This is a genomic window from Desulfovibrio sp., assembly GCF_018379785.1.
GTDB lineage: Bacteria > Desulfobacterota > Desulfovibrionia > Desulfovibrionales > Desulfovibrionaceae > Desulfovibrio.
The window spans coordinates 1-9,581 of the sequence record NZ_JAGZUV010000092.1 but is presented as its reverse complement, the minus strand read 5'-3'; the positions used below and the strand labels follow the sequence as shown (position 1 = coordinate 9,581).

The window sequence follows — 9,581 nt, the reverse complement described above, 5'->3', positions numbered from 1 at the left end:
ATAGCGAGCGATCTTCTGCCGGATGAACGCTATACGATGAACTGGGAGACGCTGCTGGGAATGAATCTGGAGGAAATGACGGCCGGATTGCTCGGCACGCTGGAAATGCAGACGGCGCAGACGGCGGCCGCTATCAGCGCATTGGAACCGCTGATGGAGCCGTATGTCGCGATCGTTGACGAATTTATGCAGGAACTGTCCGTGAAGGAATTCTACGACGTGCCCGAGGAATACGGCTTTCCCGCCGTGGCCTACGAAATCTACATTACCTGTACACATGCGCAGGCGGCAGAACTGCTCACACGGCTGGCCGACCAGCTGGAAGGCGACGGGCAACTGGCTCCGGTGCTGGACGTGATGCTCGCCTCTCAGGGGCTGGGATCTGCCGCGATTGTGGAAATGATGCGTGGCGCAGCCGGGTCGCTTGCGCAGTCCGAAGGCCATTTCGTACTGGGCGCCGGGACGAATTATGATGCGGCTGCCGAGCCGTGGTACGTCATTGTTACCAATACGCAGGAGGACGGCGCGACCGATGAATGGTATCTGAGCTTTGAGCCCTATGCAGAGGAAAACACCCCGTATTTCTTCGACCTTGGCTATTCGCAGACGCTCGTGGACGGAAGCCTGGGCGACGGCATGCAGCTGATTGTGGGCATCTTAAGCATTCCGGACACTGCGCTGACGGGCTGGGGTGTGCAGCTGACCGTCAGCGAGGGCGAGACGGACACGGGGCTGCTGCGGATAAGTGCGCTCAAGAGACCCACCACCACGGAGGAAGGCCTGCCGGGCTATGGAGGCGAGGTCTACATAGGCGTCGGCAATCCGGAAATCGTAATGGAATACGAACATGAGATGAATGCGTTTATGACCCCCGACGGCGGAGAGGCGTTTACACTGGAAGGCACGCTGTGTCCGGACGCGGCGCAGAGCGCGGATACCTACGCCTTTACGCTGGAAGCGGGCGTGGAGCCCGGCCCGGACGGACTGCAGGGCAGGGGCAGGCTTATGATTGGAACGGAGGATATGCCTGAGCTGACGGGGCTGAGCTTTGAACTGCATGAGGCCGAGCCTCTGCAGCTCGGCGGCACGGATGTGGCGCTGGAATCCCTTTCGGAGGAACAGTTGAGCGCACTGATCGAACGGTTCACAACGGCGCTGTCGGGCTGCCTGGAGGCGATGCCGGTTCGGCAGACGGCGGAATAAGAAGCGGGGAGGGCGGCAATCGCTGCCCTCCTGCCTGTAAAAGATGGAGAAAATCGGAGGCATAAAGATCATGAAAGGATGGCTGGCGCTGTGCTGCGCGGTATGCATGCTGGTTGGTGCTATGGCGGCGGCAGAAAGCCCGACGGAGAACGGATTCTCCGCGCTGGAGCTGCCGGCGGACGAGATATTGGATATGAACCTTGATAGGAACCGCGGCACGGAAGCGATCCAGTGGACGCAGACAGAGGACGGCGCGGGCGTGAAGATGACTGTGGCTGAAGAAGATGGGACGCAGGCGGAATGGAGCATGGACTGCTCGCAGGCGCAGGTGTGGATTGCCGACCTGGACAGGAACGGTGTCAAGGAGATCTGCGTGAGCGGCGATCCCATGTCTGACGACGACGTAACATGGTGCCTGACGTATGAGGCGGGAGAGCTCAAGCCGCTGCCGTTTGAAGGCGCGGAATACGCGCAGGGCCGGATTACGGGCATGGACGCGGAAGGAATGACCATGGCCGGATATGTGGACGCGCTGGGAACCCACATGGGCATTCGCCGCCTGACGGTAGAGGACGGGAAGCTGGTCACGGTCGGAGACGGGCTGTGGCACTTTGAATACGACCTGCAAAGCGAGGAAACTTGGGCGCAGCAGGCTTTGACGGCGAAAACGGCAGTGCCGGTTACCTATGTGGATTTGACCGGGAAGGAATCCCGGGGGGAACTGGCGGCGGAAATAAAGATACTGATCACCGCCACAGACGGCGTTTCCCGGGCATGGTTCACCGTGCAGGACGGCCGCAGGGGTTATTTGACCATAGCGCCCGATGAAACCGCGGGCTGGGGCTATATTATCGGCGGCGTTGGCGAGCAGGCGTTGTTTGAGGGAATACGCTACGCAGGCTGAGGGCGCATACGAGCTTTCAGGGAAGGAGGGCAAATATGGCCTGGGATTTATCAGCCGACAGGGAACGGGAGCAGATGGAAAGCCTGCGCAATGCGTGGCTGGAGCGCGAGGAGGTCATCCTGAATCACTTCAGGGTGTCGGCGGCTATGTTTCGGTGGGGCTATCGGATACTGGGCATTATCGCCGCACTGGTGGCGGCCATCATGTTGGCCGTGGGGCTGATTGAGAGGAATCTCATCGTTGTGCTGTTTGGCGTTGTACTGATATACAAAGAAATCAAACTCTGTAAGCCTAAATTCAACGGGAGCTATGTCAGCGCGTATGCGGAAGTGGAAGCGGCGGTGGCTGCGGTGCGTCGTGGAGAAAGCGGAAGTTTTCCGCCGGAGTATACGCCGGACACACAGAAGCTGCGCGAGCCTATGCTGGGCGCGATCTGTGGAAAACTGGCGGTTATCGCAGGCTTTCTGCTCTTTTGCGCGGTCGCATTCGCCGGAATGGGGGTTTTGGGCATCGCTTTTGTTCTGGTAGATGTGGATTTCAGGGAGTTTTTCTGGCTGTTTGTCCCTCTGAGCGTCCTTTTTGCGCTCATCGGGGCGCCGTTAGGGGCGGCGGGCGTCGTATACGCCAGGAGCGCCTGGGCAGTCAGGAAGCGATAAGAAAGGGGGAGTGGATAGAATGGAAGATACATGGCGCGAAAATCAGGAATATGCCCTGCGCCAGACGAGAATATGCTTTGTCGTGATGCGGCTTTTCCGGTGGCTGCTGGCACTTTTGACGATTGTATGCGTAGGGATGGGGATATGGTGGCTGCTGCGCGGAGAGACGCGCGCCCCGGCGGCTCTGGGCATGGCAGTCTGCGGCGCGGCTATGTGGATGCTGATAGGGGCGTTCATGAAACCGTATGCCCGGACTGCCGCTGAAATCGTGGCCGCGCTGAATACAGGGGGCCCTCCGGAAGGGGGATACAGCCCTCATACGGCGTGGATGGTAAACTGTTATATCAACATGCATCCGGCATTTTTCCTGCTCTTTGCCCTGCTTTGGCTGATCCTTGGGGCGGCCTGCCTGGGCGGGGGCGGATATCTGCTGGCTTCGGAGATAGGGTATCCGTCGCCCCACATACCGTCACTGGTGATGGGCGCCGGGCTGTTTACGCTGGGCGTGGCGCCGGCGGTGATGGGGCTGGTTTATATTGTTGAAGGACTTTCCGGACTTGGAAAGGGCCGCAGAAAACCGGATAAATGATCGCGCGCATTGGCTGGCATATATGAGGGAATGGGCTGCCGGCTTATATATGAGCGGAAAAGCGCAGTGGAGACGTGCGCAGGAATATAAGCCCATAAAGGAATGGATTATCCTTGCATTTTCCCTCTATCGCCTTGACTATGGGGCGCGCTCCCGGATGGCTTCTGGATGATGCTGACATACCATAACAGGAGGAAAACAGAATATGCTGAAAAGGATTATGCTGTTTTTGCTGGCAGCGTGCCTGCCGCTGGCGGCGCCGGCGCTGGCCGAGGGAGGAGAGCGGCCGCAGATCATCCTGATGGCCTGCTATCAGCAGGTGGGATGGGGCGTTTACGCAGATGCGGCGTTCCTGGATGAAGAGGGCGGAATTTGGCACTACGAAAACGAAATGGGGCTGCCCAGAGAAGACGCCGAACGGCTGGAACTGCTGGGTAAAACTGAAGACGTGGAGCACGTGGGGGAGTTGGACAAACGCAGGGTGGAGGAAATCCGGAGCCTGATCGCTGCCATACAGCCTGAAGAAGTGAAACGTGGTCCGGGACATATATTGGATTACGGTCTTGACACATACAGCGCCATCCGTTACGGAGACGGTGGAGAGGCGGAAATCATCTGCCTGGCGAAGTGGGGAGACTGGACCTATGAAAATACAGATATCAACGCCCGCGCGGTTTATCTGGCCCTGTTTACGGAAGTGCTGGGCAATGATCTGGACAGCGACGAATATGAATTTCTGTATCAGCCCACGCCGTTTGAGCGCATGTCTCTGACGGATTTCTGCGGCGTTGAAAAGAATATTTTTGAAGACGCGACGGTGGCGGTGCGGGAAAACGGCACGGAACGGACGCTCGAGGGCACGGAGGCGGAGGAAAAGCTGGCATGGCTTCAAAGCCTCGCGGTTACAGGCAAGCGCAGCGCCCTGAAACCTGAAGGCGGCGAAACAACGTACCTGCTGGTCACGCCGGAGGGGGCGGAGGCAGAATTTGTGTTCAGCGACAGTCTGCTGGCGCGGCCAGACGGCATGTATACGGTGGAAGCACTAAGCACGGAGGAACTTGAAAAGTTAGAGGACTTGAAAAATGCGCAGGATGCCATCGACAGGACGAGGGAAGGCATCAAAAAAAGAACGGAATGATGAAGCGCTGGATCGCTGCGCAGGAAACGCAGGCTTTGCCATCGAAAGGAACGGATTTGAAAGGGCCTCCTTTTCATGGTATAATCAGGGCAGGAAAAACGGCGTCCGGCCATGAGAAAAGGAGATAAAAGAGGTCATGCGATTCGAAGAGGCTCTTAACGGTTATATCCATCAAATAGGCATTACCGCAAAGGATCTGGCCGACGCCAGCGGCTTGTCCACGGCGGTTATCAGCCGCTACCGAAGCGGGGAGCGTACGCCCGCGCCGGATTGCGAACCGCTTCTCAATCTCTCCAAGGGGTTGGCTCGCCTTGCGCAGCGTAAAGGAATGGACGGATTTACACAGCCGGAGCTGCTTTCGGCCCTGCAAAAATCACTGAGATATGACGAAAAAGAGGGAAACCGGCTCGCAGTGAATTTCGATCTGCTCATCAATGTGCTTAACCTGCGTTCCAGCGATATGGCGCGGGCGCTGAATTTCGACCCCTCCTATCTGTCCCGTATCCGCACGGGACAGCGCACGCCCGCGAATTCCGCCGCGTTTGCGCAAGGTGTGGGTAATTTTGCGGCCCGCCGGTGCGCAGAGCCGTCTGAACGCGCTGCGCTTGCGCATCTGATGGGTGTGCAGCAAGGTGCGCTCAGCGAAGACGGCGCTTGCGCCTGCGAGGTGGCAAAGTGGCTGCTGAGCGGTGCGGCCAGCCAGAAAAACCCGATTATTTCCTTTTTGGAAAAGCTGGACAATTTTGACCTGAACGACTATATTCGCGCTATCCGCTTTGACGAATTGAAGGTGCCTACCGTTCCCTTCCAGCTTCCTACGACCAGGACATGCTATGGGCTGGAGAACTTCCGTCAGGCCACGCTGGATTTTCTCAAGGCCACGGCGCTTTCCCGGTCGCGTGAGCCGGTATTTATCTGCAGCGATATGCCAATTGAGGAACTGGCGCAGGATATGGAATTCTCCAAAAAATGGATGCTCGGACTGGCGGCAATCCTCAAAAAGGGACTGCGCCTGGATATGGTGCATGACCTCAACCGCCCCTTTGGCGAAATGATGCTGGGGCTGGAAAGCTGGATTCCGCTGTACATGACGGGACAGATTATGCCGTGGTATCTCCCCGGCAGACAGAACGCCGTTTACGGGCATCTGCTGTTCTGTTCCGGCGCGGTGGCGGTTGAGGGCGAATGCATCTCCGGGAATTTTGCTCATGGCCGCTACCTGTTTTCCAAATCCGGCAGCGATCTGGCATATTACAGACGGCGCGCCGAAGCCATTCTGAAAAAGGCGCAGCCACTGATGGATATCTACTGCGGGACGGCGGAAAACGTCTATGGCTCATTCCTTGCTGCGGAGGCGCTTAAGCCGGGGAAGCGCCGAAGTCTCCTGACCACCCTTCCGCCCCACACGCTTTCGGAGGAATGTCTATCGCGATTGCTGGAGAAAAACGGCGTTCCTGACAGCGATGGGCGGCGTATGCTGGAGGCCTGCGCGCAGATGAAAGGTTTTGTGGCGGCAATGCTCGACAACGGAAGCTACGAGGAAGAATTCCCCGTCCTGACGCAGAAAGAGTTTGGGCAGGAGAGCGTGTCGGTCGCGATGTCTGAGGTGTTTGCCGGGATGCCGGTTCACTACGACGAAGCAGACTATTGGGAACACCTGCGCCTCACACGCGCCTTCGCGCAGTCGCACCCCGGCTATACCGCCCGGGAAAATGGTCGTGGCGCATTCCGGAATATTCAGATATTCATCAGTGAAGGAAAGTGGGTAAGCATATCCAAGTGTAGAAAACCCACCATTCACTTTGTCATTCACCATCCGAAGCTGTGCGTGGCGATAGAAAATATGATTGTGCCCCTGAATGAGCAGGAGGCCGGCGAGAGCCGGAATCCCGACCGATGACAGCATTTTACAGGAGGAATCATCCATGAAGAAAAAGCGGACATGGACGGCGCTAATACTGATAGCAGCCCTGATACTGATATTCGCTGCGCCAGCGAACTGTGAGGCGGAGGACGCGCGCATTTTGCTCATGCGCTGCTACCAGCAAGACAGATCAGGCGTTTGTTCTGAAGCTGTCTTGCTAGATGAGGAGGGGTGCGTGTGGCAATATCAAAGCGACGACCCGCTGCCGGATACCGATGAAGAACGGCTGGCATTTCTGGCGGAGTGCCAGAACGTGACTCTTGTCAGGCGGCTTGATGTGAACCGCGTTCTTGAACTGGAAAGCCTGATTGCCGCTGCGGCCGAGCCACAGATGGAGGATCAAGCCTTTGGGATACGCGACTACGGCCTGGATACATACAGCGCCGTGCGCTATGGCTCGGATGGCATTGTGGAGATCATCCCGTTGGCAATCACAGGCAACCGGGTGGTGGAGAATCTGGAGCCTAACGCCTATGCGCTTTACATAGCTTGCTTTACAGAGGTCATGGGTTACGATTTGGAAGCAGAGTTTGATTGCCCGATCAAGCCCTTGAACATCCGCCGTACTCCGCTGGCCGAGTTTCTGGGGGTTGATGAAGGCGTGTTTGAGGGCGCGACGCTCACCGCAAGCCGTTTGGATTGCGAGGCTGGATACATCGACATTGAGATTGACGAAGAGGAAACTGGGGAAAAGATAGAGTGGTTGTCCGGGCTTGTGGTGACAGGCAAGCGCAACGCCCTGTGTGTGACGGGAAATACGGAGGTGTACACGCTTCATTCGCCCGAAGGCGCTTTTCTGGCGAGATTTGAATTTTACCAGGGATTGCTGGTAATGGATGACGGCATGTATGCGGTCGAGACGTGGGCGGAGTGATTTTAAAGATGACTGGCTGACAACTCCAATCTTGGAAGGATGCTCATGCCATATTTCAGCACATATTTGGGACACATCAGCCGGGAAGAAACTCGCTGCCATATATCTATCAGGCAGATGAGAGATAGGATGAAGAAGATTAGAAATCCGGCCCTGTTTGTTCCAGAGCCTCAATGCATGAGAAGCAGCCTCCTCCCGTTCGATGATTTCTGCCAATGTTCTTGGCTGATAGTCCATCCAAGGCATCATACAGCCGACGTTGATGAACTGCCCGCGGACATGATGTCTTTCCGTGCAGGCATTGCGAATCTCTTCGCGCCATCGAAGAAGGAAAGTATTTTCACGGGTATTATGAACATGCCCATGAAGCATATAGCAGTTTTCATCATAATCAGCCCTATGAAAAGGGATGAGGTAATGGCACATAATTACATGCTTGCCGCTGTCGGTGATTTCCTTTATAGGTGCGATATCCTGAAAATACCGTTTGGTGGTCTGACTGAATTCTCTGGGATCATGATTGCCGCGAATCAGAACTTTTCCGCCGTTGAGCCTTTCAAGAAAGGCTGGCCACTGTGACTCCTTTGCCTAAATGAAATCGCCCAGTACATAGACCGTATCCTGCTTGGTAACCATGCTGTTCCAGCTGCGGATAAGTGATTCATTCATTTCATCAACATCAGCAAATGGTCGATTGTCAAAGCGGATTGCATTGGCATGACCCAGATGAAGATCAGCAATATAGTAGTTCATACATTTTCACCATAAGCAGTTCTGCATCGACCTCAACGGTCATGGTATCGGTAGCGCGTGCAAGATAATCACGGAGGATATCATGGATGCTTTCAGTTGCGGTTCTATTGTCCCTGATGAAAAAGTCAGGCGTCTTTAGCGCCGTCAGCATTTGAGCAATCTTTTCCGGTACCACTCTTGGCCTCCCTTCTGGCCCTCCTCAGAGCCTTCTGCTCCTCGCGCCATGCAGCCGCAGCTTCTTCAATTTCACGCATGGTCTTTTCGTAATCACCGCTCAGGCAAGCATGGGTCTCGATGGACATGATCGCGCAGTTTCGCTTGCCGCGGCGAGTGAAGAAAATGACATGCCCGGGCGTTTTCAAATAGGCCCACACTGCGGATGGCTTTCTGCGGAATTCAGTCACGCTTACATCTTTTGTTACGATCAGAAAATCCAATTTCCCGGGCTGATGAACAATTTCACTCATGTGAATTTTCACCTCTCTGCTGTATGTATTCATCCTTGGCGATGAGAATCTCATCAATCGGAACTTGCAGCATTTCTGTAAGAATGAACAGGTTATCGATTGAGGGAAGGTTCTTGCCTGCAATCCAGAAATATACCGGGCGCCGCTCTGCAAAGCCCAAGCGCTGCTGAACGTCCTTTGCTGTCAGTCCGCGTTCAGCCAGAAGCCGCTCGATGTTCTTTCCGGTTTTCACCAGATCAATTACTCTGCACATATATTATGCCACCTTCCGGCGCTCTTGTCATTGTAGCCGTACTACCATGAAACCCGTTATGGGCATAGGAAAGTCAGCCCTATGAAAATGCACCCAAAATGAAAAATAGGCACCCTGCGCAGGGTACCTACATTGTGGAGTAATCTGTAAATCCTCGCAACCTCCGTACGGATGTAATCCGAAAATTTCTTCTTTCGGCCCCGGGCCATCGTTCTTTCGCTGATAACAGCAAAACGAAAGCTGTGGGTGCACCAAATTCTTCGAGTTTTGCACCCACTTTGCACCCAACTGCACCAAATTCCAAACGAAAGCTCGACTAAAAAACGAAAGCCCCGAATTGTATTGTTTTCGCGGTCATTCCGCAACTTCGGCTCCGCCAACTGGTCGAACTGCTATATGCGCATGGCAGGAACGGACAATGCCTACAAGCCCTATCTGCAAGTGGTCTACAACAGCGGCGGCACAGCCGTCGGGTAAGGAGGTTTCCAATGTTCATCGTAATCCCCTTCGAGGGGCGGGTGAGAACGCTCATCCGCTCCTCTTTTGTCGTGGCCAAACGGCTGTCGGAAACGACCTACAACCTCTCCGGGGACGCCTTTCAGATGACGCAGGTGACGGCGGAGCAGGCGCTTGTCTTCCCGGACGAGGTATCGCTTGAGGAAGGGACGGTGCTCACGGACGAGCTACTGATGCAGGCTTTGCCGCTGGAGAACTTCATCTCGGTATCGGCGGACGAGGCGCTCCCAAACGTACTGGGGCTGCTGCTTCGGACCGCCGTAGCGGATGGGCGCATCTCGGACGAAGAGCTGCTCTCCGTTCA

Annotated in this window: 12 protein-coding genes; 9 read left to right on the top strand and 3 right to left on the bottom strand. The window is 55.7% G+C overall.

Features of this window, described 5'->3' with window-relative positions; genetic code table 11:
* The 8 genes from KH208_RS14315 to KH208_RS14280 form a co-directional block, all read left to right on the top strand.
* Positions 1–1,203 (top strand): hypothetical protein (locus KH208_RS14315; RefSeq protein ID WP_291437414.1); only part of this gene is annotated, 1,203 nt, incomplete at its 5' end.
* 70 nt (positions 1,204–1,273) lie between these two features.
* Positions 1,274–2,107 (top strand): hypothetical protein, encoded by an 834-nt coding sequence (locus KH208_RS14310; protein ID WP_291437413.1) that lies wholly within the window; start codon positions 1,274–1,276, stop codon positions 2,105–2,107.
* Between the two features lie 35 nt (positions 2,108–2,142).
* Entirely contained in the window at positions 2,143–2,763 is a 621-nt protein-coding gene (locus tag KH208_RS14305) for a hypothetical protein (protein WP_291437411.1), read from the top strand.
* A 19-nt stretch (positions 2,764–2,782) separates the two neighbouring features.
* Positions 2,783–3,352, top strand: coding sequence for a hypothetical protein (locus KH208_RS14300; protein ID WP_291437410.1), 570 nt, complete (start codon positions 2,783–2,785; stop codon positions 3,350–3,352).
* A gap of 205 nt (positions 3,353–3,557) precedes the next feature.
* Positions 3,558–4,490, top strand: coding sequence for a hypothetical protein (locus KH208_RS14295; protein WP_291437408.1), 933 nt, complete (start codon positions 3,558–3,560; stop codon positions 4,488–4,490).
* A gap of 136 nt (positions 4,491–4,626) precedes the next feature.
* Positions 4,627–6,390 (top strand): helix-turn-helix transcriptional regulator, encoded by a 1,764-nt coding sequence (locus KH208_RS14290; RefSeq protein ID WP_291437407.1) that lies wholly within the window; start codon positions 4,627–4,629, stop codon positions 6,388–6,390.
* A 25-nt stretch (positions 6,391–6,415) separates the two neighbouring features.
* Positions 6,416–7,288 (top strand): hypothetical protein, encoded by an 873-nt coding sequence (locus KH208_RS14285; RefSeq protein WP_291437405.1) that lies wholly within the window; start codon positions 6,416–6,418, stop codon positions 7,286–7,288.
* 129 nt (positions 7,289–7,417) lie between these two features.
* On the top strand, positions 7,418–7,867 hold the full coding sequence (locus KH208_RS14280; RefSeq protein ID WP_291437403.1) for a hypothetical protein: 450 nt from the start codon (positions 7,418–7,420) through the stop codon (positions 7,865–7,867).
* A 9-nt stretch (positions 7,868–7,876) separates the two neighbouring features.
* On the opposite strand, the gene KH208_RS14275 is transcribed toward KH208_RS14280, so the two are convergent.
* The 3 genes from KH208_RS14275 to KH208_RS14265 all read right to left on the bottom strand — a co-directional run bounded on the left by KH208_RS14275 (position 7,877) and on the right by KH208_RS14265 (position 8,761).
* Entirely contained in the window at positions 7,877–8,041 is a 165-nt protein-coding gene (locus KH208_RS14275) for a hypothetical protein (RefSeq protein WP_291437401.1), read from the bottom strand.
* Positions 8,042–8,166: 125 nt separating this feature from the next.
* Positions 8,167–8,508, bottom strand: a complete 342-nt coding sequence (locus tag KH208_RS14270) for a hypothetical protein (protein WP_291437398.1) — start codon at positions 8,506–8,508, stop codon at positions 8,167–8,169.
* Positions 8,501–8,761: a helix-turn-helix transcriptional regulator gene (locus KH208_RS14265; protein WP_291437396.1), complete on the bottom strand. Its 261-nt coding sequence runs from the start codon at positions 8,759–8,761 to the stop codon at positions 8,501–8,503. Before KH208_RS14265 ends, KH208_RS14270 begins: the two co-directional genes overlap by 8 nt.
* A 488-nt stretch (positions 8,762–9,249) precedes the next feature.
* Here KH208_RS14265 and KH208_RS14260 point away from each other — a divergent pair.
* Positions 9,250–9,581, top strand: a 332-nt coding sequence (locus tag KH208_RS14260) for a hypothetical protein (protein WP_291437394.1), incomplete at its 3' end; no start/stop codon positions are given.